We start from the raw sequence: 22,916 nt of genomic DNA on the forward strand, positions 1-22,916 counted from the left end.
GCGGCTCAGCCGAGGACGAGGCCGGGGTCCGGGTCGGGGTCGGCCGCCGGGGCGGGGATCTGGTACTCCTCGGTCAGGGTGGTCATCGGGCCGGGCCAGGTGGCCTGCGCGACCTCGATCGGCTTGCGGTGCGCGTCGTACGCGACGTGCAGCAGGTGCAGCACCGGGGTATCGGGGCGGATCTGCAGGATCTCCGCCTCCTCCCGGCTGGGCTGCCGGGCGCTGATCGTGTCGGTGGCGGTGACGTACCGGCGGCCGGTGGCCTCCTCGGCCTCCTGGTAGAGCGGGCGGCCGAACGCCTCGGCGCGTTCCAGCGAGGTGCCGGCGGTGTCGGCGGGCAGGAACCAGGAGGCGCCGACCTCGACGGGTGAATCGTCGGTGCGGACCAGGTGCCGCCGGCAGAGCAGGTCGGTGCCGTCGGGCACCCCGAACGCGTCGGCGACCTCGGGCGGGGCGGGGGAGCGGCCGACGGAGACGAGCTGCTGCCGGTACCGGGCGGCCAGGTCGGTGTGGTAGCCGCGGAAGCCGCCGTACCGGCCGCGGGCGAGCCGGTTGAGCCGCCGCCGGGTGCCCCGGACGTACGTACCGGAGCCGGGTTTGGTGATCAGGATGCCCTCGACCCGCAGCTGGTCGACGGCGCGCTGCACGGTCTGTTTCGCGACGCCGAACATCTCGGCGATGGCCGGGATGGACGGCAGCCGCTCGCCGGGTGCCCAGTCGCCGCGGCGGACCTGGGCCTTGAGCTGCGCGGCGATCTGCCGGTGCGGGAACTCGGCCGCCCCCGGGTTGATCTGCATGCCCGCCTCCTCATGGCAGCTAGGTTCCTAGGATGCCCTAGCGGGTGTGACGGCGCCACCCCGGACACGCCGGTACCGGCCTTCAAGACGAGGAGACCCTCAGCAGGGCGGGCGGCGGCAGGTGTCGAGTCGGCCGGGGCGGGGGCCGAGGTCGCCCGTTCGCCACCGGTCGGCCCAGTTCTGCACCTCGCCGAAGAGCGGGCGCAGCGCCTCGCCCTTGGCGGTGGGGCGGTAGGTGACGTGACCGCCGCCGTCGTCGGAGCGATGGATCACGCCCTCGCGTTCGAGTTCGCCCAGCCGCTCGGTGAGCAGCCGGTCCGACAGGCCCGGTACGGCGCAGCGGATCTCGCCGAAGCGCAGGTCGGGGCGGGCCAGCAGCACCCGGAGCACGGACGCGGTCCAGCGCCGTCCCAGCATCTCCATGGCGTGCTGGACGTAGGGGCAGTAGCCGGCCGCGTCGGGCGTGACCTCGGACGTCACCGGGACAGCATACCTTGACTCACCTTTCGTAAGCGCTTACCTTTCGTAAGTGCCAGCGGGTCGGCCGCCGGCGATGTCGAAAGGGCTCACCCGTGTCCCACAACGGTTCTGATCACGACTCCGCGCCGGTCCGGATCCTGCGCGTCGACAGCAGCGGGCGGTACGGCGACTCACTCAGTCGTCGGCTCACCGGCCGGCTCACCGAGGCGCTCGGGCGGCGGCACCCCGACGCGGTGGTGGTGAACCGGGACGTCGCCCAGGGCGTGCCGTTCCTCACCGAGACCACCATCGCGGCGAGCTTCACCCCGCCGGCCGACCGGACCCCCGGCCAGGCGCAGGCGCTCTCCACCTCCGACCACCTGGTCGCCGAGCTGCTCAGCGCGGACTACCTGGTGATCGGCGTGCCGATCTACAACTTCTCGGTGCCCGCCACGCTCAAGGCGTACTTCGACCAGGTCGCCCGGGCCGGCGTCACGTTCAGCTACTCACCGGAGGGGCCGACGGGCCTGGTCACCCGGGTACGGACCGCCTACGTCGCGCTGACCAGCAACGGTGTGCGGCTCGGCTCCGAGGCCGATCACGCCTCGGCGTTCATCCGGCAGTTCCTCGGCTTCCTCGGCATCACCGACGTCCGCTTCGTCGACGGCAGCGGGCTGCTCTTCGGCGGCAACGGCCACGAGGAGCAGCTCATCGGCGCGGTCGACGGGCTCGTCCCGGTCGCCGCCTGAGCAGCTCCGCGACGGCGCCGGTGGGTCAGCCCCGCCGGCGCCGTCGTGCGGGCCGACTCACCAGGAGCCGGCGGTGGGGCCGGCCGAACCGCCCCGACGGCGCAGGTACTTCTCGAACTCCTGGGCGATCTCGTCACCGGTCAACGGGGTGATCCCGGCGTCACCGACCCGCTCCTCCAGCTCGCGCACGTACTCGCCCAGCTCGGCGTCCTGCTCGGCGGCGCTGCGCACCCGCTGCTCCCACTCGGCGGCCTCCTCGGCCAGGTCGGCCATCGGCACCGGCAGGTCGAGCACCTCCTCGACGCGGTGCAGCAGCGCGAGGGTCGCCTTGGGGCAGGGCGGGTTGTTGGCGTAGTGCGGCACGTGCACCCAGAACGACACCGCGTCGACCTCGGCCCGGGTGCAGGCGTCGTGCAGCACGCCCACGATGCCGGTCGGCCCGTCGTAGCGGGTGGGGGTGAGCTGGTAGCGCTGGGCGGCCTCCGCGTCCGACGCGCTGCCGCTGATCGGCAGCGGCCGGGTGTACGGCACGTCGGCCAGCAGCGCACCGAGCAGCACCACCCGCTCGACCTCCAGGCTGTGGCAGATCTCCAGGACCTGCTCGCAGAAGGTCCGCCAGCGCATGCTCGGCTCGATGCCGCGGATCAGCACCACGTCCCGTTCGGTGCCCTCCGGACTGGCCACCATGAACCGGGTGGTGGGCCACTCGACCCGGCGGGTCTCGCCGTCGGCCATGGTGATGGTGGGGCGGCTCACCTGGAAGTCGTAGAAGTCCTCCGGGTCCAGTTCGGTCACCTGCCGGGACTGCCAGACCTGCTCCAGGTGCTCCACGGCGGCGGTGGAGGCGTCCGCGGCGTCGTTCCAGCCCTCGAAGGCCGCGATGGCCACCGGGGACCGCAGCACCGGCAGCCCGTCGAACTCCGTCACGCCGTCACCTCACCCTGCTCGTCGGGGACGGCACCGGGCCGGGGCCCGGTCGTCCGCCCGCCGTGCACGGTGGCGTCCCTGATGTCCTTCACGTCCGTCAGCCTACGTGCCGGGACGGGATGCGGCCCGTCGGCCGCGCCGGTCACCGGCCCGACCCGCCAACCGAAACAGGCGAACCGGACACGGTGATCCGGCTGACAGTATGTGGGAAGGCAGGCGTGCGGTAACCAGCGCTCGGATGATCGCACTAACCTGACTCTGTGCGGACTTCGTTGCTGAATGTGCTGGCGGATCGGATCCTCGTGGCCGACGGGGCGATGGGGACGATGCTCCAGGCGGCCGACCTCACCCTCGACGACTTCGAGGGCCTCGAAGGCTGCAACGAGATCCTCAACGTCACCCGGCCCGACGTCGTCCGCGGCGTCCACGAGGCCTACCTCGCCGCCGGTGCCGACTGCGTGGAGACCAACACCTTCGGCGCCAACCTCGCCAACCTGGCCGAGTACGACATCCCGCACCGGATCCGCGAGCTCTCCGAGGCGGGTGCCCGGATCGCCCGGGAGGCCGCCGACGCGTACGGGACGGCGGAGCGGCCCCGGTTCGTGCTCGGCTCGATCGGCCCCGGCACCAAGCTGCCCACCCTCGGGCACGCCGCGTACGCGACGCTGCGCGACGCGTACCAGGAGAACGCCGCCGGGCTGATCGCCGGTGGGGCGGACGCCCTGATCGTGGAGACCTGCCAGGACCTGCTCCAGGTCAAGGCGGCGGTGGTCGGCTCGCAGCGGGCGATGGCCGAGACGGGCGTACGCGTCCCGCTGATCTGCCACGTCACGGTGGAGACCACCGGCACCATGCTGCTGGGCAGCGAGATCGGTGCCGCGCTGACCGCGATCGAGCCGCTCGGGGTGGACCTGATCGGGCTGAACTGCGCGACCGGCCCGGCCGAGATGAGCGAACACCTGCGCTACCTGTCGCAGCACGCCCGGGTGCCCCTGTCGGTGATGCCGAACGCCGGCCTGCCGCAGCTCACCGCCGACGGCGCGGTCTACCCGCTGACCCCGGTGGAGCTGGCCGACGCCCTGGAACGCTTCGTCACCGAGTACGGCCTGGCCCTGGTCGGCGGCTGCTGCGGCACCACCCCCGAACACATCCGGGTGGTGGCGGAACGGCTGCACGGTGTCCGCCCGGGCCCCCGGGAGCCCCGGCAGGAGCCGGGTGTCTCCTCGATCTACCACCACGTGCCGTTCGCCCAGGACGCCAGCGTGCTGATGGTGGGGGAGCGGACCAACGCCAACGGCTCGAAGGCGTTCCGTGAGGCGATGCTCGCCGGTGACTGGCAGGCCTGCGTCGAGATCGCCCGCAGTCAGGCGCGGGACGGCTCGCACCTGCTGGACCTCTGCGTCGACTACGTCGGCCGGGACGGCACGCAGGACATGCGCGAGCTGGCCGGCCGCTTCGCGACCGCCTCCACCCTGCCGATCATGCTCGACTCGACCGAGCCGCCGGTGGTCGAGGCCGGGTTGGAGATGCTCGGCGGGCGCTGCGTGGTCAACTCGGTCAACTTCGAGGACGGCGACGGCCCCGAGTCCCGCTACGCCCGGGTCATGCCGGTGGTCAAGGAGCACGGCGCCGCCGTGGTGGCCCTGCTGATCGACGAGGAGGGGCAGGCGCGGACGAAGGAGTGGAAGGTCCGGGTCGCCGGCCGGCTGATCGAGGACCTGACCACCCGCTGGGGTCTGCGCCGCGCCGACATCCTCATCGACGCGCTGACCTTCCCGATCGCCACCGGCCAGGAGGAGACCCGCCGGGACGGCATCGAGACCATCGAGGCGATCCGGGAGATCGCGGCCCGCTGGCCGGGGGTCAACTTCACCCTCGGCATCTCCAACATCTCGTTCGGCCTGAACCCGGCCGCCCGGCAGGTGCTCAACTCGGTCTTCCTGCACGAGTGCGTGCAGGCCGGGCTGACCTCGGCGATCGTGCACGCCAGCAAGATCCTGCCGATGTCGAAGATCCCCGACGAGCAGCGCGAGATCGCCCTCGACCTGGTCTACGACCGGCGCCGGGAGGGCTACGACCCGGTGCAGCGGTTCATCGAGGTCTTCGAAGGGGTGGACGCCGCGTCCGCGCGGGCCACCCGGGCCGAGGAGCTGGCCGCCCTGCCGCTGGACGAGCGGCTCAAGCGGCGGATCATCGACGGCGAGCGCAACGGCCTGGAGGCCGACCTGGACGCCGCGATGGCGGGCGGCCGGTCACCGCTGTCCATCATCAACGACCTGCTGCTGGACGGCATGAAGGTGGTCGGTGAGCTGTTCGGCTCGGGCCAGATGCAGCTGCCGTTCGTGCTCCAGTCCGCCGAGGTGATGAAGACCGCGGTGGCCTACCTGGAGCCGCACATGGAGAAGGCCGACGACGGCGGCAAGGGTCGCATCGTGCTCGCCACGGTCAAGGGCGACGTGCACGACATCGGCAAGAACCTGGTCGACATCATCCTGTCCAACAACGGCTACGAGGTCGTCAACATCGGCATCAAGCAGCCGATCAACGCCATCCTCGACGCCGCCGAGGAGCACCGGGCCGATGCGATCGGCATGTCCGGGCTGCTGGTCAAGAGCACGGTCATCATGAAGGACAACCTGGCCGAGATGGCGTCGCGCGGGGTCGCGGAGCGCTGGCCCGTCCTGCTGGGTGGGGCGGCGCTCACCCGGGCGTACGTCGAGGACGACCTGCGGTCGATGTTCCCCGGCCAGGTGCACTACGCCCGGGACGCGTTCGAGGGACTCTCTCTCATGGACCGGGTGATGACGGCCAAGCGCGGTGGCGCGCCGGTGATCGACCCCGAGCGGGAGGCGGCGCTGGCGGCGCGGCGGGCCCGGCGGGAGCGGCAGCGGGCCATGGTCAGCGAGGCGCTGCCCGAGCTGGACGACGCGTCGGTCCGCTCCGACGTCGCCGCCGACGTCGCGGTGCCCACCCCGCCGTTCCTCGGTACCCGGGTGATCAAGGGCGTGCCGCTGGCCGACTACGCGGCGCTGCTCGACGAGCGGGCGACCTTCCTCGGCCAGTGGGGGCTGCGCGGTTCCCGCGGCGGCCAGGGCCCGTCGTACGAGGAGCTGGTGGAGGCCGAGGGTCGGCCCCGGCTGCGTTACTGGCTGGACCGGCTGATCGCCGACCAGGTCCTCGAAGCCGCCGTCGTCTACGGCTACTTCCCCGCGTACGCCGAGGGCAACGACCTGGTGGTGCTGGACGAGAACGGCAACGCCGAGCGGGCCCGGTTCTCCTTCCCGCGTCAGCGGCAGGAGCGTCGGCTCTGCCTGGCCGACTTCTTCCGCCCGAAGGGCGACGAGCTGGACGTGGTGGCGTTGCAGCTGGTCACCGTCGGGCAGCCGATCAGCGAGTACACGGCGAAGATGTTCGCCGCCAACTCCTACCGGGACTACCTGGAGGTGCACGGCCTCTCCGTGCAGCTCACCGAGGCCCTCGCCGAGTACTGGCACCGGCGGATCCGGTCGGAGCTGGTGCTGCCGGGTGGCCGTACGGTCGCCGACGACGACCCGGCGGACCTGGCCGGGCTGCTGCGCACCGACTACCGCGGCTGCCGGTACGCGTTCGGCTACCCGGCCTGCCCGGACCTGGAGGACCGGGCGAAGATCGTGGAGCTGCTGGGCGCGGAGCGGATCGGGGTGCGGCTGTCCGAGGAGTTCCAGCTGGAGCCGGAGCAGGCCACGGACGCGATCGTGGTCCACCACCCGGAGGCCAGCTACTTCAACGCCAAGTGATCACCGCAGGTGCCCTGACCTGCGGCGGGACACCCGGAACACCCCTGATTTGCAAGATCATGCCGTTTCGAGGCCGTCGGGGGTCTGCGGATCGTCGGCGAACGCGTGGTCGATCGCGCGGCGGGTGCGGTCCTCGCTGGCCGGTAGCAGGTGGGTGTTGATCCGGAGGGTGAAGCCGGGATCGGCGTGACCGAGGTACGCCGAGAGGGCCTTGACGCTTTCGCCGGCGTCGAGCAGCACCGAAGCGTAGGTGTGCCGGAGCACGTGCATGCCGTTGTGCCGGTTGTCGGGGACGCCCGTGGCGCGGATGGCGGGCTTCCAGACGCCCGAGTTGAAGCCCGTCCGGCTCAGAGCCGTACCGGCCGGGGTCGTCAGGTAGAGCGTCACGTTCCGCGGCTCGCCGGTCGAGGTGCCCCATGGAAGTGTGACGTCAACCGGCGGGTACCGCTTGGCGTGCTCGGCCAGCCGGCGTGACACCGAGTCCGGCAGTGGAACGTCGCGGACCTTACCGCCTTGGGTGGCGCGAAGATCAGGCGTCCTCGGACGAGCTTGACCTGACGCATCACGTGCAGGACCGGCCGCGCGGGGTCGATGTCGTCCGGGCTGACGCCGAAGATCTCACCCTGCCGCAGGCCGCAGCCGGCGCCTAGGTCGACGCTGATCCGGTAGCGGTCGGCCAGGGCGGCGCGGAAGCGGGCGCGTAGGTCGTTGGGCCAGGGGACCACCTTGGGTGCTTGGTACTTGGGTGGCCGGATCGTCTTGGCCGCGAACGGGTTGCTGACCACCTTCCGATCATCGACCGCGGCGTTGAAGATCATCGAGACGTCGTTCAAGGCGGCCCGCTTCGCAGGCCGCGCGCGCCGCCGAACCAGGCCCGGGCCGATGGCCCGCCGCCGCGCCTCTGGCCTTCGGCCGCCAGCGCGTCGGTGATAGCCCGCCGGCGGCGCGACATACGAAGAAGCCCCGAGCCGCCATGATCGATGGCAGTTCCGGGGCTTCACGTTGGTCGAGACACAAACAGTGCCTCCGGCGGGGCGCTCGGGCACTCCGGGATGATGGCACCATCCCGCCAACCTCCGTCCGGGCAGGCCCCACCTGCTCCACGGTGTGCGGACGAAGGCCGACGGGATGGAACTGGCGGAAACGCTATGCGCTCGGTGGGACGGGTGGCCGTAGCCGCTTAACCGATCCTGACGGTAGGTCTGGCTCGAAGGGGACCTCCAACCTTGAAACACCGGGAGGCTTTGGCTCGTCTCTGGAAACCAAGGTCTTCGGCAGCTTCTTAAGTGTTTTTAGCTTCCGGGTGCTCAACGTGCACTTTTCCTTCGTCTGATAAGCCTTGACAACCTCGGTCGGGTCATCCCTCCGTCGAAACCACGAGACTCGGGTGGGCAGGTCCCAGCTCTGCTTCACAAGAGATATGGCTTCCCCGGCTTCAAGCGGATATCTGACGCCAAGTCCATCGACGACGCCGAAAAAGGTGATCTCGTTGTCGATGTCGATGTGCTCCTTCTGGAAGCTGACTTGAACTGACGTATAGGGATCGACTACTAGTGGCAGTGGTGGCGGCTCAATCTGGCGAATGTGTATCGTGTCGCCATCTCTGGACTCGATGAGAACCGCTAGAACCTGCACGGGGCGTTCGCCGGTATTCAGAATTTTCATCGTTATCAGGATCTGCGCGTCCATAATGTCGCGACCCTGCGTGACTTTAATTGGCGTCCCGTGGGGGTTGTCATCGTCCGAATGTCGAAGCGGCGTATCGATCCGAGCCTCAAGATCCAGCTTTGCTTCAGGCTTTCTCTCACGTCCAGCCCACGAGCCCATGGCGGCAGCGGTCACGGCACTCAAGATCGCGGCCAATCCGATGGCATTATCGTTTCGGAGAGCTTCCATGCCGCCGGAGCCCTGCGGGAAGCCCCACAGGTTCCATGTAGACCAAGCTGCGCCTGCCACGATTACGGTCGACAAAAACACCATAATCCAACGTGCGAAGGTCTTCATCTGCTCCTACTCGAAGTGCACCCGCCAGTTCCGCCCGGCGGAGCCGGGCAGGTGCGCCTGCCCGGACACGGTCGTTCAGCCGCTGGATGCTTCACCTTTGACCGTGCAGCCATCAGTCACTCCCGGTGTGCACCAAGGCCGACGGGATGGCTAGCGGGCGTTGCGGGCGAGGGCCCTCGCTAGGAGCCCATCGTCACGAGAGTCATTCCAGGTAATGGCCTCGACGCCGTCGCCAGCGGGCGATATCGCTGCGTTGAAGGCCCGAGCGTCCTCGGAGAGGGGGGCGTTGGTCACGAGCAAGAAGCCGCCGTCGAAGCCCGACTCTCGGACGATCGCAGCTGCGTGCTGGATATCTCTTGCCCCCAGTGATCCCCGGCGGCGCAGCTTGACTTGGACGTTAACCTTCCCGGCGCCAACTTGGACGCGAGCGTCAACGCCGTTGTCACCGGCTCCGGGCCGGTGGGTGGGGTCAAGCACTGCTCCTGTCCGCCGTATCGCGTGGAGGACCGCGGCCTCGTAGGCCTCGTAGGCCTGTAGCGGCGACAGGCTTGAAGGGGCGATTGTCTCGACTGCCTCAGCAACTGCCGCAGCTACCTCCGGAGGCTGTTCCTGGGCTGCCCTCTCGACTGCGCGTGCCGCTCTTTGTCGGACAGCGGCAAGCTCGATGGTGTTGTCACCATGCCCGAAGCGACGCAGCGGTGTTCCCTGCACGCCGACCAGCAAGAGGACTGCGCCGATGAGGAGCAGGACGGCTGTTCCTGCTTGGTTGTCGGAAGAAAAGACTGCCCAGCCGCCGATGCCGGTGCCGGCGAGCCCGAAGATGCTGGCAACGACGCGAGCGCGGGTGGAGAGGACGTCAGAGGACTCCTCCTCGTGGTGTGGTGGCTCTCCAGTCGGGTTGGTCACGGCTGTCCATCCTATCGATGCGAGGCTAGGCGCCCAAGATCATGCCGTCTACAGGCCGTCTGAGGTGAACCAACGGCGACCAACGATGACGATCGACGGTAGACCCGAACGCAGGTCAGCGGCCGTTCGGTCCGGTTGACGTTGGTATGCCGAACGCCTTCCACATTGCAACGCCAAGTGACCGCCTTGCCCTTCCGGAGCTGCGCAAGCACGGTTTCGTCACCTCGCTAGGCCGTCGTCACGCCGTCGTGGTCGGTCGGGCGGTGCCTGAAGGGGGCGTCGATCGCCCGGCGGGTGCGGTCCTCGCTGGTGGGCAACAGGTGAATGTAGACCCGCAGCGTGAAGCCCGGGGTCGGCGTGGCCGAGGCGCAGGGACAGCGCCAGCGGATGTTGAATGAAGATCCGTAGGACCGGATCCTCAGGTCCAGTGGAGTCTGCCGTCCTCGACGATCTCGGTCCGCGACGGGTCGTCGAGCTGGTCGGCGACGTCGTCGAGCATTGCCGCCGTTCCGCCCCAGCCGGTCTCGAAGTACCCCTCGTCCGCATGCCACTCTGTGATGCGGCCGTGGCGCGGACCACCGCGCAGGTCCACCAGGAGCATGCCGCCGCCCAGGGACCAGCAGATCGGGACGGTGGCGGTGCAGAACCCGAACATCCGTTGCCCGGCCACGGTGGCATGCGCCCCGCCCGGACCGCAGCAGTCCCGGTTGGAGTACCGCGAGAGTTCGGCGAACCGTTCGCGCACGCCGACCACCGGTAGCGGCATGTAGAAGGTGGGGATCGGGGACCCGCCCCGGTAGTCGGCATCAGCGATGCCGTCCATCAGCCCCCACCACGCGAGCAGGTCTTCCGGCAGCGCACGTCCCATCACCTCCTCGGTACGGCGGACCTCTGCAGCGCCTGCCGGTGGGCGAATCGCTGCCGCAGTCACCGGCGCGTGGTGCGCCAGCCAGGTGGTGATACGCCGCCATGATTCGTCGACCCGCATGTTCACCCGGCGCACCCTACCCAGCCCGGACCGTCGGCAGGTACCGGTTCGACGCCCTGCAAATCGGCGGAAGCGGATGGCCGTGTCGACCAGAAGAAGACACCTCCGCGCCCTCCCCGGGACGAGCCGCGAGCCGACGAGCCGGTGGGTGACTAGCGGGGTGACGTCCGCGACGGATGCTGGCGCACGACCCCATCCCGGGGGACCGGCGTAGCAGCTAGGCCCATGAGGAGCCGCAGGTCATGGACCCGAGTTGGTTGCCTGGGGATCAAGGAGTCGGGGCTACTCACCGAGGCGCAGGCTTGACCTCAAGCACGGTTGAGCTACCAGTCTCGGCGTCATGCGATGACTCATCCATGCCATCACGGGTGCTCTACCTGCGCGCAGGCAGGCGGAGTGGAACCGCGCTGCCCGTATAACGGCGGCCGCTGACCCGACTGTGCCCCCGCTGGCGCGTTTCCTGCTGCTCGCACCTGAGCTGTACGGGTCGACTGCCGAACAACCCGGGCGGTGGGAGTAGGCAACAGGAGCCGGCGACAGCAACCAGCCGAGACGAGGACAGCCGCCAGCGGCTCGACGCGAACACGTGCCGAGGTCTCGGCGCGTCCTTTTCCCATTTGGTCTGCACCCGGCGATAGTTCAACGCCAGGTGACCGCCGCAGGCGCGCTGACCACAGCCGAGGAGGTGGTTCGGAGGTCGTGCGTATGGTCGCTCGGGTGACCACCGATGAAGGCCGCGCCCGCCTCGCCGAACAGCTTGTGGCGTTACCGGTCCACGAACTCGTGGACGTGTTGCGACGGGTCCTGCCGCACTACACCGAGGACGAGCCCGGCCTCCGAACGACGTTGGTCCTGGCAACGGCGACCACGGACGAGGACACCCCGGACGTGGCTGAACTCGCCCTCGTCGCCTGGCCGGACCGGAACCACCACGAGGGTGGTCTCGGAGCGGACCAGGGACTGTGGAACGAAGGGGACTGTGCGACGTGTGCGGTGACCCTGACCTCGAACGCGAAGCGCGGGCACTGCCCGGTCTGTGGCTCTGGGTGTGGCCTGACCTAAGCAGCCGGTCCGGGTCACTGCGGCCGGGCGGACCCGGTCTCCGGGGTCGACCGTCTCCGGCGGGACGCGCCGAGGGCGGTCAGGCCGACGCCCCAGATCAGCAGGACCGCGCACCACTGCGCCCAGGCCGCCGCGTCCATCCGGCCGGAGAGCAGGTGACGGACCGAGGCGTACGGGGTGAGGGCCTGGGCGGGCCGGAGCACGTCGACCGCACCGAGCACCGCCCAGCAGCCCAACGGCAGCACGATGGTGCCGAGGAACGCCAGGACGGTCGACCGCAGCAGCAGCCCCAGTCCGATGCCGACCAGCACGGCCACGACCTGCACCAGCACTCCGCCGAGCGCGATGGTGCCGGCGTGCCGCCACGGATCGGAGGCGGTGCCCGACGGGACGAGGGCCAGCGCGACGACGCAGGCGAGGGTGCCGAAGACACCGACGGCGGCGGCCACCAGGACTCCCGCCAGCAGGGTGGGGGTGAGTCGAGTCGTCCGGGGTGCGTGGCGCAGGTCGTGGGCCAGCAGAATGCCGATCAACGGCACGGCGACCGACATCAGGCTCTGCACCGGGTCGGCCATCGCGTCGAGGGTACGGTCGCCGGGCTGCCCTGCCGCGCTCAGCGCCACGGCGGCCGTCAGCCCCAGCAGCAGGGTGCCCGCGAGCAGCCACTTCCGGCGTCGCGTCCCGACGGCACGGCGGAGCGCGTCGAGGGTCGACTCGTCCGGCCCGATGTCCACGAGGTCCCGTCCCATGCGTCCTCCCTGACGTCAGGCTTCCGGTCGGGGCGGGGCGGCGCTGTCCCGTACGCCGGATCGTGCCCGAACCGTGCCCGGCGCGGCCGGCCGGTGCCGACGGCGGCCGGGACGGGTCGTGTCCCGGACGGCCGGCGGGCCGTTGAAGCAGCAGGGGCACGGGCCGCTCTCCACCGGTCGGTGCCGACAGTCACGGCTGTGAGGGAGTGGCCCGTGCGTGAGGCGGCGGCGAAGGTCCTCGACCGGCACCCGTTCACCCGGCTGCTGGTGACGTTGGTCGGTCTCATCGCGGTCGGCGGCATCCTGCTGACGGCCCTCTACGCCTGGCAGGAGCGCTCGGCGGCGGTCTTCGCGGCCGGGGCGCTCGTCGCGGGGGCGGCCGGCGCGGTCGGGGCGCTCGGCGGGTTCCTGTTCGGCCTGCCGCGCTTCTCCCCGGCGCGGGTGGTGGAGGCGGCGAAGGAGGTGGCCGCCCCGCAGGCGTTGTCGGCGACCAGTGTGCTGACGCCCGGAACGAACCTGGAACAGGTCTCCGACTGGCTCACCAAGCTGCTGCTGGGTGCCGGTCTCACGCAGCTCGGCCGCCTCGGGAGCGGCTTCGGTTCCCTGGCCGACACGCTCGCCCGCGCCCTGACCGGCGGCGACGCCGCCGGTCCGGCGCCGACCGCGCGCGTCCTGGCCGGCAGCCTCGTCCTGCTCTACCTGGTGGTCGGCTTCCTGTTCGGTTACGTGATGACCGCCCTGTGGTACTACCGGCGGCTCAAGGACCTGCTGGAGCCGGCCCCGCCCGACCGCGCCGCCGACGTGCCGTCGCCCGAGCCGGGTCGACCGGTCGTTCCGGCGCAGCCCGTCCCGTAGCGAGGGGGCAGCCGGGAGGATTCGTGCGGCGTACGGTCGCGGGATGGCCTTCGACGACGACGCGTGGGATCCGTGGCCGCCTGAGGTGGTCGCCGACCGGCTGGCCGGTGTGGACGTGCCGTGGTGCGTGGCCGGGGGCTGGGCCCTCGACCTGTTCCGTGGTGCGACGACCCGCAGCCACGGTGACCTGGAGATCGCCGTGCCGGCCGACCGGTTCGCCGAGGTGGCCGCGCGCTTTCCCGAGTGCGAGTTCCGGGTCGCCGGTGGCGGTCGGACGGTGCCGCTGTCGGCGGAGGCCCTGCGGGCGCACCACCAGACGTGGGCGTGGGAGCGGGACGCCGACGTGTGGCGCTTCGACGTGTTCCGCGAGCCGCACGACGGGGACACCTGGATCTGTCGGCGGGACGCGCGGCTGCGCCTGCCCTATGCGGAACTCATCCGGCGGGATCCGCAGGGTGTGCCGTACCTGCGGCCGGAGGTGGTGCTGTTGTTCAAGGCCAAGGCGCTGCGGGACAAGGACCGGGTCGACTTCGACGCCGTCCTGCCGCTGCTGTCGACCCCGCAGCGACGGTGGCTGGACGACGCGCTGGCGCTGGTGCACCCGGCCCACGAGTGGCGGCGTCAGCTGAGCTGAGTCCGGGGTGCGGGCCGGTCCTACCGTGACGGCATGACGACGATACTGACGGTGTTGGCGGTGCTGGCCGTCATCCTCGCGGCCGTCTTCGGTCACCTGGCGTTGCGGGACCGGCGGCGGCGCGGCACCGACGAGGACCGGGCCGCGGTGCGGGACGCCCACGCCACCCGGCACCGGGAGACGGCGCAGTGGCAGCACCCGGAGAGCGACGGCATCCGTCGCCCCCACCTGGGTGGCGGGGGATGACCGGGTCAGCGGGCGACGCCGGCACCGGCGTCGCCCAGCGCGTCCCGCCAGCGGCGCATCCGCCAGGCCGCCGCACCGTTGAGCAGCTGGTCGACCAGGCCCGGCCGGTCGGTCGGGGCCGGCTCCGGGTGCCGGGTCCGAAAATCGGTGTACGCCCGCTGCTGCTCGGCGGTGGGGGAGGGCGCCTGCGCGCCGCCCCGGCCGACGAGGTGGAAGGCCTGCCCGCCGACGGTGAGCAGCAACGTGCCGAACCGGGACAGCCGGCCGGTGACCTGGCCGGGCGCGACGGCGAAGAGTTCCCGGCCGGCGCGGTCCCGGGCGCGCAGCCGTCCCTCGTGCAGGGTCATCAGGATCGGCTCGCAGCGGGCGCCGTTCCACCTGCTGCGTCGCCAGTAGACGATGCTGGCGTGAACCGGTTCGTGAGGCACGGGCGCACTGTACCGGGAGGGTGCCACCGGCCGCTCGGCGGCGGAACCGCTGAACGACAACGGGCGGTGGTGCGTGCTCAGGGGTGGCATCACCCGTCGGTGGACGGGGTAAGGGTGCCAACCAGGAGCGAGGCCGGGGAGGGCACCGTGGGGGAGCGCGCGCGAGGTCGGCAGCCGGGGCTGCTCGCCGGTCTGCTGGTGGCGGCGATGGTGGCCGGCGGCTGCATGGTGGGTGGGGTGAGCAGCCAGGGCGAGCCCGCGCAGCCCCGGCCGCAGCAGCCCCGGCAGCCCGCCTCGCCGGGCGCGCAGACCACCCGGGCCGACGGCACGACCAGCGTCGCCGAGTTCAAGCAGGACTTCAACGACGCGCTGGGCGGCGCGCAGAGCTACTGGACCGCCCAGTTCCGGAAGTCCGGCAAGCGGTTCCAGCCGGTCCGCCGCGTGGTGCCGTACACCCGGGCGGGCGAGGTGTCCTGCGGTGGCCAGGGGCTGCCGCGCAACAACGCCGTCTACTGCTCGGCCGGCGACTTCATCGCCTACGACGTGAACTGGTCGGTGGCGGCGTTCCGGCAGGTCGGTGACGCGTTCCTGTTCTATCTGCTCGGCCACGAGTACGCCCACGGCGTGCAGGTGCGCCTCGGCATCCGCTACACCTACACCATCCAGCAGGAACTCCAGGCCGACTGCATGGCCGGGGCGTACCTCGGTGACTCGGTCCGGGACGGCAGCCTGCGGCTGGAGGACGGCGACCTGGAGGAGTTCCGGGAGGGGCTGCTGGCGGTGGGCGACGACCCGGACCAGCCGTGGTTCGCGGAGGGCTCGCACGGCAGCGCCGAGCAGCGCACCGACTCCTTCTTCCGGGGGTACGAGAAGTCCCTCGGCGCCTGCGGGCTGAACTGACGCGAGGATGCCGCAGGTCACGCCGGGGCGGGACGGGCGGTGCCGGGCCGCGCGGGGCTGAGAGGATCCCCGGGTACGCCCGCACGCCGAGGAGGCTCCGCTGAGCAGCACCCACCCCGCCGCCGTGCTCTTCGACATGGACGGCACGCTGGTCGACAGCGAGAAACTCTGGGACGTCGCGCTCGAGGAGCTGGCCGCCGAGTACGGTGGCACCCTCTCCGCCGCGGCCCGGCGCGCGATCGTCGGCACCAGCATGGCGGCCTCGATGCGGATCCTGCACGACGACCTCGGTCAGCCGGGCCGGGATCCCGAGGTGAGCGCCGCCTGGATCAACGCCCGCATCCTGGAGCTGTTCCGCACCGGCCTGAGCTGGCGGCCCGGTGCGTCCGCTTTGCTGCGGGCGGTACGCGCCGCCGGCATCCCGACCGCGCTGGTCACCTCCAGCGGGCGGGCGCTGGTGGAGATCGCGCTGGACACGCTGGGGCGGGACAGTTTCGACGTGGTGGTCTGCGGCGACGAGGTGGACGCGGCCAAGCCGCACCCGGAGCCGTACCTGACCGCCGCTCGGCTGCTGGGCGTGCCGATCGAGCGGTGTGTGGCGATCGAGGACTCGCCGACGGGGGTGACCAGCGCGCTCGCCGCCGGTGCGGCGGTGCTGGCCGTACCGCTGGACGTGCCGGTGCCAGCGGCGGACGGCGTACACCAGGTGACGAGCCTGACCGCGGCGGACCTGGAGCTGCTGGCCGCCCTGCTCGGCGAGCCGCCCCCCGGTCGGTGACCGGAGGGCGGCTCGCCCGGCTCACCCTCAGTCGTGGGCGATGGCGTTCAGCACGTTGATCCGGGCGGCCCGGACGGCGGGCAGCACCGCGGCGATCACGCCGATGATCGCGGCGAGCCCCAGGAAGAGCCCCATCTGGCCCCACGGCAGGACCAGGTCGGTGATGCCCTCGTCCTTGAGCGCCCGGACCACGGCGGCGCCGAGTCCGGTGCCGACCGTGACGCCGAGCAGCGCCCCGAAGATCGAGATCACCACCGCCTCGACGGTGATCATCCGCATGGTCTGCGCCCGGCGCAGCCCGATCGCCCGCAGCAGGCCCAGCTCCCGGGTCCGCTCCAGCACCGACAGGGCGAGGGTGTTGATGATGCCGAGCACGGCGATCACGATGGCCAGCGCCAGCAGGATCTGGATCATCCGCAGCGGGGTGTCGAGCTGGCTGGTCTGCTGCTTGATGAACGCGTCCCGGTCCGCCACCGACACCTCGGGGCTGTCGGCCAGCAACGACTTCACCTGCGGCTGCACGTCGTCGACCCGCGCGCCGGGCGCGAGCTGCACGAAGCCCTGGATGGGCTGCGGGATGGCGAAGTCCTTCGCCGCCTGCGCCGGCAGCATCACCGGGTTGGTGACCTGGGAGCTTTCGTAGATGCCGCTGACCGTGTAGGTCTTCGGCTCGCCGCGGGACAGCTGCACCGTCAGCTGGGAGCCGACCGACACGTTGCGGGACTTCGCGGTGTCGGAGCTGACCAGGATCTGGTCCGGGCCGAGCCGGCTGATGTCACCGGCGGTGGCCTTCGCGCCGAAGATCCGCTCCAGCGCGGCGACGTCGCTGGACGCCCCCACGAAGGTGCGGGTGCCGTTGACGGTGGCCATGTCGCCGTACTCGCCGTCGACGATCTGCACGCCCGGGATCGCCGCGGCCTTCTCCAGCACCGCCGGGTCGAAGCTCGGCGGGCGCGGCCCGCTCTGCGCCCCGGAGATCACCAGCTCGGCCTTGATGGTGTCGGCGGCGACCTTGCTGATGCTGCCCTTGGCCGAGTCGAGGATCACCGTCACGCCGGTGACCAGCGCGATGCCGACCATCAGCGCGGCCGCCGTGATGGCGGTGCGACGGGGGTTGCGGCCGGAGTTCAGCCGGCCCAGCCGGCCCGGCACCGACCAGGCGAAGATCGCCCCGAGCAGCGACACCACCGGCCGGCTGATCAGCGGGGTCAGCAGCGCCACCCCGATGAAGGCGAACAGCACGCCGGCGAGGATGGTGGCCAGGGTGTTGTCGCCGGCGTGGCCGTCCAGGCCGAGGAAGAGCAGCACCGCGCCGATCGCGGTCACCACCGCGCCGGCCACGGTGACCTTGGTCAGCGGCCGGTCCGGGGTGGCCACGTCCTGCATCGCGGCGATCGGCGGGATCCGGGACGCCCGCAGCGCCGGCAGCAGCGCCGCCACCACGGTGATCACCAGGCCGACGCCGAACGCCCCGATCACGGCCGCGGCCGGCACGCCCAGCGACGACAGCGCGAGGCCGCCCGCCAGCTTGCCGAAGAGGTACGCCAGCAGCGCGCCCACGCCGATGCCGGCGGCGAGCCCCAGCACCGACGCGATCAGGCCCACCATGACGGCCTCCAGCACCACCGAGCCGATGATCTGCCGGCCGCTGGCGCCGATGGCACGCATCAGGGCCAGCTCCCGGGTCCGCTGCGCCACGATGATCGAGAAGGTGTTGAGGATCAGGAAGGTGCCCACCAGCAGCGCCACCGCGGCGAAACCGAGCAGGATCTTGTTGAAGAAGGAGAGCCCCTCCTTCAGCCCGGCGGAGGCGTCGGCGGAGACCTGCTTGCCGGTCTTCACCTCGTAGTCGCCGCCGACCGCGCGGGCCACGTCGTCCCGCAGCGCGCTGTCGGTCACCCCGGCGGCGGCCTTGACGGTGATGTTGTTGAACACGTCCCGCTGGCCGAGCATCAGCTGCTGGGCGACCGGGGTGGTGAAGGCGACCTCGTTGACGCCGCCGACGGAGTCCCGGTCGCCGCTGTAGCCGAAGACACCGACCAGGGTGAACACCTTCTTCGGCGCCAGGGTCAGCACGCCGACCCGGTCACCGACCTTGACCTTCGCGGCCTTCGCCAGCGCCGCGTTCACCACGATCTCGTCGTCGGCGCGCGGCTCCCGACCCTCCCGCAGCTTCAGCAGGTCGCTCTCGCCCTGCCAGTTCTCGCCCAGCTGCGGCGGCCCGAACGAGGTGACCACCTTGCCGTCGCTGCCGATCAGCCGGGCGCCGTCGGTGGCGACCACACCGGTCGCCTCGGCCACCCCGGGGACCGCGCGGACCTTCTCCAGCGTGGCGGCCGGCACGGGCGCGGCGACCTGCTCGCCCTCGCTCTCGCCCACCGCGACCTTCGGCTTCGCCGCCACGTTCACGTCGACGCCCTGGTACGCGTCGGCGAAGACCGCGTCGAAGGACCGGCCGAGGGTGTCGGTGAGCACGAACGCGCCGGAGACGAACATGACGCCCAGCACCACGGCCAGGCCGGAGAGGAGCAGCCGGACCTTCCGGGCCAGCAGGCTCTTCAACGTCGCGCGGAACATCAGTTGCTCACCTCGGCCGGGGTGTCCAGCTTCTTCATCGTGTCCAGCACCGTCTCGGCGGTCGGCTCGATCAGCTCGGAGACGATCTGCCCGTCGGCGAGGAAGACCACCCGGTCGGCGTACGCGGCGGCGGTCGGGTCGTGGGTCACCATCACGATGGTCTGGCCGTGCTCGCGTACGGAGTTGCGTAGGAAGTTCAGCACCTCCGCGCCGGAGCGGGAGTCCAGGTTGCCGGTCGGCTCGTCGGCGAAGATCACCTCGGGGCGGGAGACCAGCGCCCGGGCGCAGGCGACCCGCTGCTGCTGGCCGCCGGAGAGCTGCGCCGGACGGTGCCCGAGCCGGTCCCGCAGACCGACCGTGTCGATCACCGTGTCGTACCAGGCCCGGTCGGGCTTGCGCCCGGCGATCGACAGCGGCAGCAGGATGTTCTCCTCCGCGGTCAGCGTGGGCAGCAGGTTGAACTGCTGGAAGATGAAGCCGACCTTGTCGCGGCGCAGCTTCGTCAGCCCGGCGTCGCCGAGCCCCGTCACGGTGGTGTCGCCGATCGCCACGGTGCCCTTGGTGACCGAGTCGAGGCCGGCCAGGCAGTGCATCAGCGTCGACTTGCCGGAGCCGGACGGCCCCATGATCGCCGTGAACCGGCCGCGTTCGAACTCCGCGCTGACTCCGCGCAGGGCGGCCACCTGGGCCTCACCGCTGCCGTACACCTTCCACACGTCGTTGGCCCGGGCCGCGGCCTGCGCCTGCTGGCCTACCGTCGCCGTCACGTCATCTACCTCTTCCGTCCGCTGCTGATCCGCACCGCCCCCGTGGTCGGTGCGGCAGATCCCATCCTCGGTGCCACCGGCGGTGAATCCGTCCGACCCCGGGCGTAGCCGGGCCGGAAATCTCACTGCGGGTCGCCCCCGATGCCGACTCAGGGTCGCCCCCGAGACGTCGCCCGAACGACCGGTTTTCCGGCGCGCGGGACGCCTGCGCCGTCGACGCTAGGACCTGACGTCGCGTCATGGTCAACCGCGCCGCGCCCCCGACGGTCACGGTAGGTGACGACGACAACATGCCCCGGCGGTGCTCACCCGCGCGGGCGGACCAGGCCCGTCTCGTACGCCAGCACGACCGCCTGCACCCGGTCGCGCAGGCCCAGCTTGGTCAGCACGTGCCCCACGTGCGTCTTGATCGTCGTCTCGCTGACCGACAGCGCTCGGGCGATCTCGGCGTTGGACAGCCCCCGGGCGACCTGCACCAGCACCTCCCGTTCCCGTTCGGTGAGCGTGCCGAGCGCCTTCGGCGGACCCGCCGACGGGTCCGGCAGGACGTCGGCGAAGCGGTCCAGCAGCCGCTTGAGGATGCGCGGCGCGACCACCGCCTCCCCGGCGGCGACCGTGCGGATCGCGGTCACCAGGTCCTCCGCCGGGACGTCCTTGGCCAGGAAACCGCTCGCCCCGGCCCGCAACGCGCCGACCACGTACTCGTCCAGGTCGAAGGTGGTGAGGATCAGCACCCGCACCGGCAGTCGGGCGTCGACGATCGCCCGGGTGGCGGCGACCCCGTCCATCCGCGGCATCCGGATGTCCATCAGCACCACGTCCGGCAGCAGTCGGCGGGACAGCTCGACCGCCTCCGCGCCGTCCCCGGCCTCCGCGACGATGTCCAGGTCCTCCTCGATGCCCAGCACCATCCGGAAGCCGGTCCGCAGCAGCGGCTGGTCGTCGGCGAGCAGGATCCGTACCGGCCGCTTCGGCGCCGTGCCCTCGGTCATCGTGTCCCCCGTCGTGCTGGTCGTCGTGCGCGTCCCCGGCCCTGGCCCGCCGCCCGGGCCCGCCGGTCCGCCCGGTCCCGGCCGGCGGGGCGCTCACGCCGGCACCGTCCCGAGCGGCTCCACCGGGATCCGGGCGGAGACCCGGAAGCCGCCGCCCGGCCGGGCGCCGGTCCGCAGGGACCCACCGTAGAGGGCCACCCGCTCCCGCATGCCGACCAGACCGTGCCCGACCCGGTCGGGTGCCGGGGCCGGGCCCCGCCCCGTGTCGTCCACCACCACCGTCACGTCTCCGTCGGCGAACCCGAGCCGCACCGACGCGGTCGCCGTCCCGGCGTGCTTGAGCGCGTTGGTCAGCGCCTCCTGCACGATCCGGTAGACGGTCAGCGCCACGCCCTGCTCCATCGGGCCGGGCGTGCCGTCGACCTGCAGGGCCACCGGCAGCCCCGCCTCGCGGACCTGCTCCACCAGCGATTCGATGCCGGCCAGGCCGGGCTGCGGCGCCAGGTCGGCGGCCGGCTCCGCCTCGGTACGCAGCACGTCCAGCAGTCGGCGCAGCTCCCGCAGGGTGGCCCGGCTGGTGTCCTCGATGGTGGCGATCGCCCCGTCCGCGGCGTCCGGGTCCCGCCGCAGCACCCGGCGGGCGCCGGTGGCCAGCACCCCCATCACGCTGACGTGGTGCGCCACCACGTCGTGCAGCTCCCGGGCGATGCGGCGGCGTTCGTCCGCCACCGCCTGCTCCGCGAGGGCCCGCTGGGTGCGCTCGGCCACCCGGGCCCGCTCGCGCAGCACCTGCGTCGACTGGCGGCGGGCGTGCACCGCCCGGCCCACCGCGTACGCCACCGTGGCGGTGAGCGCGTTGTTGAGCACCAGGTAGGCGGTGCCGATCTCCAGCGGGCCCTCCATCGGCGCCACCGCGTTGGTGACCGCCACCGGCACCCAGAGCAGCACGGTGGCCAGCACTGCCGGACGCGCCGACCGGTGCGCCGCCATCGTGTACGTCAGCACGACGAACGTCAGGCTCTGCGTGGTCGGCGCGTGCCCGAGCAGCGCCGGCACCGCGAGGGTGGCCACCGCGGCGCCCACCGCCGGCCACGGCGCGACCCGGCGCAGGGCCACCGGCGCCGCGCCGAGCGCACTCCAGCCCAACGCGGCCGGCAGCCGCGCGGGCCAGAACTCCCGCGGCGTGAGCAGGATGAACAGGACCTCCAGCAGCACCAGCCCGACCGCGAAGAGCCCGTCGGCGGCCAGCGGCCGGCGACGCGCCCACGCCTTCAGCCGGTCGGTCATGCGCACACGCTAACCGCCCGGGCGGCCGATCCCTCGTCGCCGGAGCCGAACCCGGCGTCCTCCCCGAGGAGGAGGGTCACTCGTCCGCGCCGGGGGCGGCCGGCCCGGACCGGGCGTCGCGCAGCGGGTCGGCGGGAGCGGCCACCGGGAAGGGCGGCGGGGTGCCGCCGAAGCTCGGGCAGAGCGCCTGGTGGTTGCACCAGTCGCAGAGCCGGCTCGGCCGGGGCCGGAAGTCCTGCCGCGCGGTGGCCTGCTCGATCGCCTGCCAGAGCGCCACCACCGTGCGCTCGAAGCGCAGCAGCTCCTCGGCGTCGGGGGTGTAGTCGCACACCTCGGCGTCCTTGAGGTAGAGCAGCCGCAGCACCCGCGGCACCACGCCCCGGGTCCGCCACAGCACCAGGGCGTAGAACTTCAGCTGGAACAGCGCCCGCGCCTCGAACGCCTCCCGGGGCGCCCCGCCGGTCTTGTAGTCGACCACCCGCAGCGCCCCGTCCGGGGCGACGTCGAGGCGGTCCAGGTAGCCCCGGATCAGCAGCTCGTCGTCGACCACGGCGGAGATCAACGCCTCCCGCTCGGCCGGTTCCAACCGGCGTGGGTCCTCCACCGCGAAGTAGCCCTCCAGCAGGGCGGTGGCCGAGCGGAGGAACTCGGCGGCGCCGACCGCGTCACCGTCGGCGAAGAGCCCCGCCAGCTCGGGCTGCTCGGTGACCAGCCGGTCCCACTGCGGGCTCACCAGGTCACCCGCCGACTCCGGCGTGCGGGCCGCCGCCGGCAGGTCGAACAGCCGCTCCAGCACGGCGTGCACCAGGGTGCCCCGGGCCTGCTCGACGCTCGGCCGCTCGGGCAGCCGGTCGATGCTGCGGAACCGGTAGAGCAGCGGACACGTCTTGAAATCCGCCGCCCGCGACGGCGACAGCGACGCCCGCACCGTGGGCGGCACCGCCGCCGGAACGAGGGTGTCCTGCGTGTCGATCACCGGTTCCGCCGTCATGCCCGGAAGGTTAGGGCACCGGTCCGACACCCGCTCCGTCGCCG

Annotated in this window: 23 protein-coding genes; 8 read left to right on the forward strand and 15 right to left on the reverse strand. The window is 71.8% G+C overall.

Annotated elements, in window-relative coordinates; translation table 11 throughout:
* Positions 1-5 precede the first annotated feature (5 nt).
* Positions 6-797 carry a GntR family transcriptional regulator gene (locus ABUL08_RS06450; RefSeq protein ID WP_350935448.1) on the reverse strand — a complete coding sequence of 264 codons (792 nt, stop codon included), beginning with the start codon at positions 795-797 and terminating at the stop codon, positions 6-8.
* 99 nt (positions 798-896) lie between these two features.
* Positions 897-1,277 carry a winged helix-turn-helix transcriptional regulator gene (locus ABUL08_RS06455; protein ID WP_350935450.1) on the reverse strand — a complete coding sequence of 127 codons (381 nt, stop codon included), beginning with the start codon at positions 1,275-1,277 and terminating at the stop codon, positions 897-899.
* Between the two features lie 92 nt (positions 1,278-1,369).
* On the opposite strand from ABUL08_RS06455, the gene ABUL08_RS06460 reads away from it, so the two are divergent.
* Positions 1,370-2,005 (forward strand): FMN-dependent NADH-azoreductase, encoded by a 636-nt coding sequence (locus ABUL08_RS06460; RefSeq protein WP_350935451.1) that lies wholly within the window; start codon positions 1,370-1,372, stop codon positions 2,003-2,005.
* Between the two features lie 57 nt (positions 2,006-2,062).
* On the opposite strand, the gene ABUL08_RS06465 is transcribed toward ABUL08_RS06460, so the two are convergent.
* Entirely contained in the window at positions 2,063-2,932 is an 870-nt protein-coding gene (locus tag ABUL08_RS06465) for a PAC2 family protein (protein WP_120728099.1), read from the reverse strand.
* A gap of 272 nt (positions 2,933-3,204) precedes the next feature.
* Between ABUL08_RS06465 and metH the strand changes: the two genes are divergently transcribed.
* Complete coding sequence (gene metH / locus ABUL08_RS06470) at positions 3,205-6,708, forward strand: methionine synthase (protein WP_377522289.1); 3,504 nt, start codon at positions 3,205-3,207, stop codon at positions 6,706-6,708.
* Between the two features lie 57 nt (positions 6,709-6,765).
* Here metH and ABUL08_RS06475 read toward each other — a convergent pair whose 3' ends face one another.
* The 5 genes from ABUL08_RS06475 to ABUL08_RS06495 form a co-directional block, all read right to left on the reverse strand.
* Complete coding sequence (locus ABUL08_RS06475; protein ID WP_377522191.1) at positions 6,766-7,095, reverse strand: hypothetical protein; 330 nt, start codon at positions 7,093-7,095, stop codon at positions 6,766-6,768.
* Positions 7,092-7,541, reverse strand: a complete 450-nt coding sequence (locus ABUL08_RS06480; RefSeq protein WP_350938942.1) for a hypothetical protein — start codon at positions 7,539-7,541, stop codon at positions 7,092-7,094. The genes ABUL08_RS06475 and ABUL08_RS06480 overlap by 4 nt, the downstream gene beginning before the upstream one ends.
* 313 nt (positions 7,542-7,854) lie before the next feature.
* Positions 7,855-8,712 (reverse strand): hypothetical protein, encoded by an 858-nt coding sequence (locus ABUL08_RS06485; RefSeq protein ID WP_350935457.1) that lies wholly within the window; start codon positions 8,710-8,712, stop codon positions 7,855-7,857.
* Positions 8,713-8,862: 150 nt separating this feature from the next.
* Positions 8,863-9,618, reverse strand: a complete 756-nt coding sequence (locus ABUL08_RS06490; protein WP_350935458.1) for a restriction endonuclease — start codon at positions 9,616-9,618, stop codon at positions 8,863-8,865.
* 418 nt (positions 9,619-10,036) lie between these two features.
* A complete protein-coding gene (locus ABUL08_RS06495; RefSeq protein ID WP_350935460.1) occupies positions 10,037-10,612 on the reverse strand; it encodes an SMI1/KNR4 family protein in 576 nt (191 codons plus the stop codon).
* A 711-nt stretch (positions 10,613-11,323) separates the two neighbouring features.
* On the opposite strand from ABUL08_RS06495, the gene ABUL08_RS06500 reads away from it, so the two are divergent.
* The gene (locus tag ABUL08_RS06500) at positions 11,324-11,668 is read left to right on the forward strand and encodes a hypothetical protein (RefSeq protein WP_350935461.1); all 345 of its coding nucleotides are present in this window, start codon (positions 11,324-11,326) and stop codon (positions 11,666-11,668) included.
* A gap of 14 nt (positions 11,669-11,682) precedes the next feature.
* Here ABUL08_RS06500 and ABUL08_RS06505 read toward each other — a convergent pair whose 3' ends face one another.
* Entirely contained in the window at positions 11,683-12,417 is a 735-nt protein-coding gene (locus tag ABUL08_RS06505; RefSeq protein ID WP_350935463.1) for a hypothetical protein, read from the reverse strand.
* 213 nt (positions 12,418-12,630) lie between these two features.
* Between ABUL08_RS06505 and ABUL08_RS06510 the strand changes: the two genes are divergently transcribed.
* Genes ABUL08_RS06510 through ABUL08_RS06520 form a run of 3 tightly spaced genes read left to right on the forward strand, consistent with a single transcriptional unit; the run spans position 12,631 to position 14,152 of the window.
* Positions 12,631-13,272 carry a hypothetical protein gene (locus tag ABUL08_RS06510; protein WP_350935465.1) on the forward strand — a complete coding sequence of 214 codons (642 nt, stop codon included), beginning with the start codon at positions 12,631-12,633 and terminating at the stop codon, positions 13,270-13,272.
* Positions 13,273-13,315: 43 nt separating this feature from the next.
* Positions 13,316-13,906, forward strand: coding sequence for a nucleotidyltransferase domain-containing protein (locus ABUL08_RS06515; protein WP_350935467.1), 591 nt, complete (start codon positions 13,316-13,318; stop codon positions 13,904-13,906).
* A 33-nt stretch (positions 13,907-13,939) separates the two neighbouring features.
* Positions 13,940-14,152, forward strand: a complete 213-nt coding sequence (locus ABUL08_RS06520) for a hypothetical protein (RefSeq protein WP_350935468.1) — start codon at positions 13,940-13,942, stop codon at positions 14,150-14,152.
* Positions 14,153-14,157: 5 nt separating this feature from the next.
* Here the strand turns inward: ABUL08_RS06520 and ABUL08_RS06525 are convergent, their stop codons facing one another.
* Positions 14,158-14,580 (reverse strand): hypothetical protein, encoded by a 423-nt coding sequence (locus tag ABUL08_RS06525; RefSeq protein ID WP_350935470.1) that lies wholly within the window; start codon positions 14,578-14,580, stop codon positions 14,158-14,160.
* Positions 14,581-14,694: 114 nt separating this feature from the next.
* Between ABUL08_RS06525 and ABUL08_RS06530 the strand changes: the two genes are divergently transcribed.
* Together ABUL08_RS06530 and ABUL08_RS06535 are read left to right on the forward strand one after the other, a co-directional pair.
* A complete protein-coding gene (locus tag ABUL08_RS06530) occupies positions 14,695-15,480 on the forward strand; it encodes a neutral zinc metallopeptidase (protein WP_350935472.1) in 786 nt (261 codons plus the stop codon).
* Between the two features lie 124 nt (positions 15,481-15,604).
* Positions 15,605-16,258: an HAD family hydrolase gene (locus tag ABUL08_RS06535; RefSeq protein ID WP_350935474.1), complete on the forward strand. Its 654-nt coding sequence runs from the start codon at positions 15,605-15,607 to the stop codon at positions 16,256-16,258.
* A 27-nt stretch (positions 16,259-16,285) separates the two neighbouring features.
* Here the strand turns inward: ABUL08_RS06535 and ABUL08_RS06540 are convergent, their stop codons facing one another.
* The 5 genes from ABUL08_RS06540 to ABUL08_RS06560 all read right to left on the reverse strand — a co-directional run bounded on the left by ABUL08_RS06540 (position 16,286) and on the right by ABUL08_RS06560 (position 22,872).
* Complete coding sequence (locus tag ABUL08_RS06540) at positions 16,286-18,835, reverse strand: ABC transporter permease (protein ID WP_350935476.1); 2,550 nt, start codon at positions 18,833-18,835, stop codon at positions 16,286-16,288.
* The gene (locus ABUL08_RS06545; RefSeq protein ID WP_350935479.1) at positions 18,835-19,602 is read right to left on the reverse strand and encodes an ABC transporter ATP-binding protein; all 768 of its coding nucleotides are present in this window, start codon (positions 19,600-19,602) and stop codon (positions 18,835-18,837) included. The genes ABUL08_RS06540 and ABUL08_RS06545 overlap by 1 nt, the downstream gene beginning before the upstream one ends.
* 305 nt (positions 19,603-19,907) lie before the next feature.
* A complete protein-coding gene (locus tag ABUL08_RS06550) occupies positions 19,908-20,594 on the reverse strand; it encodes a response regulator transcription factor (RefSeq protein ID WP_350935480.1) in 687 nt (228 codons plus the stop codon).
* A 93-nt stretch (positions 20,595-20,687) separates the two neighbouring features.
* Positions 20,688-21,881 (reverse strand): sensor histidine kinase, encoded by a 1,194-nt coding sequence (locus ABUL08_RS06555; protein ID WP_350935482.1) that lies wholly within the window; start codon positions 21,879-21,881, stop codon positions 20,688-20,690.
* Between the two features lie 76 nt (positions 21,882-21,957).
* Positions 21,958-22,872, reverse strand: a complete 915-nt coding sequence (locus tag ABUL08_RS06560; protein ID WP_350935484.1) for a RecB family exonuclease — start codon at positions 22,870-22,872, stop codon at positions 21,958-21,960.
* Positions 22,873-22,916 lie beyond the last annotated feature (44 nt).

This window comes from Micromonospora sp. CCTCC AA 2012012 (genome assembly GCF_040499845.1).
Classification (GTDB): domain Bacteria; phylum Actinomycetota; class Actinomycetes; order Mycobacteriales; family Micromonosporaceae; genus Micromonospora; species Micromonospora mangrovi.

Coding starts and splice junctions, on each gene's coding strand:
- ABUL08_RS06450 (WP_350935448.1), bottom strand. CDS start 797: ATGCAGATCAACCCGGGGGCGGCCGAGTTCCCGCACCGGCAGATCGCC.
- ABUL08_RS06485 (WP_350935457.1), bottom strand. CDS start 8,712: ATGAAGACCTTCGCACGTTGGATTATGGTGTTTTTGTCGACCGTAATC.
- ABUL08_RS06505 (WP_350935463.1), bottom strand. CDS start 12,417: ATGGGACGGGACCTCGTGGACATCGGGCCGGACGAGTCGACCCTCGAC.
- ABUL08_RS06515 (WP_350935467.1), top strand. CDS start 13,316: ATGGCCTTCGACGACGACGCGTGGGATCCGTGGCCGCCTGAGGTGGTC.
- ABUL08_RS06520 (WP_350935468.1), top strand. CDS start 13,940: ATGACGACGATACTGACGGTGTTGGCGGTGCTGGCCGTCATCCTCGCG.
- ABUL08_RS06540 (WP_350935476.1), bottom strand. CDS start 18,835: ATGTTCCGCGCGACGTTGAAGAGCCTGCTGGCCCGGAAGGTCCGGCTG.
- ABUL08_RS06550 (WP_350935480.1), bottom strand. CDS start 20,594: ATGACCGAGGGCACGGCGCCGAAGCGGCCGGTACGGATCCTGCTCGCC.
- ABUL08_RS06555 (WP_350935482.1), bottom strand. CDS start 21,881: ATGACCGACCGGCTGAAGGCGTGGGCGCGTCGCCGGCCGCTGGCCGCC.
- ABUL08_RS06560 (WP_350935484.1), bottom strand. CDS start 22,872: ATGACGGCGGAACCGGTGATCGACACGCAGGACACCCTCGTTCCGGCG.